Consider the following 1195-nt stretch of genomic DNA (forward strand, 5'->3'; position numbering starts at 1 on the left):
CCTGACTTCAATGGTACGGTACCGACTGTGAACTACACAGTGACCGACCCTGAAGGCAACACCGACAGCACCACCTTAGACATCACCGTGGATCCGGTGAATGATGCACCAGTGGCCAATCCAGAAGTAGAAAGCACCGCTGAAGACGTCACCTTAACGGATAACGTACTGCCTAACGACACTGATGTGGATGGTGACACCTTGACCGTAGACTCAGCCACCGTTGACGTTAACGGCAGTGGCACCCAAGTTGCATTGGTGCTAGGCACCGCAACGGCGATCGAAGACAGCACGGGTGCTCCGATTGGTGACTTGACCTTGAATGCGGATGGCAGCTACAGCTTTGATCCAGCGCCTGACTTCAATGGTACGGTACCGACCGTTAGCTACGTGGTGGCGGATCCTGATGGCAACACCGACAGCACCACCTTAGACATCACTGTCACGCCAGTTGCAGATGTGCCAGTTGCAGCTGATGATATAGGATTCGGACCTTTGAATCAGCCTGTAGCGGTTGACGTGGTTGGCAACGACTTTGATGCTGAAAATGATATAGACCCAACTAGCGTTGTGATCACACAATCTCCAGCGGGTGGCACTATTGCTACTGACGGAAAATCGGTTACTGTAGTTGGTGAGGGTGAATGGGTGGTTGATCCAACTACTGGCGTGATCACTTTTACGCCAGAGATAGGCTTCACAGCTGATCCAACGCCAATAAGTTATACGGTTGATGACAGTACTGGTCTAACCTCAAATGAGGCTACCGTTATTGTGGATTACCCACCAACTTCTCCAGTAACAACTGATGACAGCGAAATCGGCGTTTCTGGACAGCAGGTTATTATTGATGTATTGAATAATGATTTTGATTTTGATGGAGACATTCTTCCAACGACCGTTATTATTACTCAATCTCCAGCAGGTGGAACCATTGCAGTAGATGGTAAATCAGTCATTGTTGCAGGTGAAGGTACGTGGAGCGTTGATGGAACCACAGGCGACATCACCTTTACACCAGAAAATGGTTTTACTGGTGACCCAACGCCGATCAGCTACACAGTTAGTGATAGTACTGGTTTAACTTCTAATGAATCCATTATTACCATCGACTATCCACAAACTGTACCAGTGGCAGTTGACGACAATGAGACAGGCGTCTCAGGTGCGGCTGTGTTAGTAGACGTGTTAGATA

At 48.7% G+C, this 1195-nt stretch carries 1 protein-coding gene; it reads left to right on the forward strand.

Translation table 11 applies throughout. The features are described from left to right. A partial coding sequence (locus I6E84_RS14045; RefSeq protein WP_197218631.1) for a tandem-95 repeat protein occupies positions 1–1195 on the forward strand: 1195 nt, incomplete at both ends.

Source organism: Psychrobacter sp. SCQQ22, assembly GCF_015864605.1.
In the GTDB taxonomy this organism is placed as follows: Bacteria; Pseudomonadota; Gammaproteobacteria; order Pseudomonadales; family Moraxellaceae; genus Psychrobacter; species Psychrobacter fozii.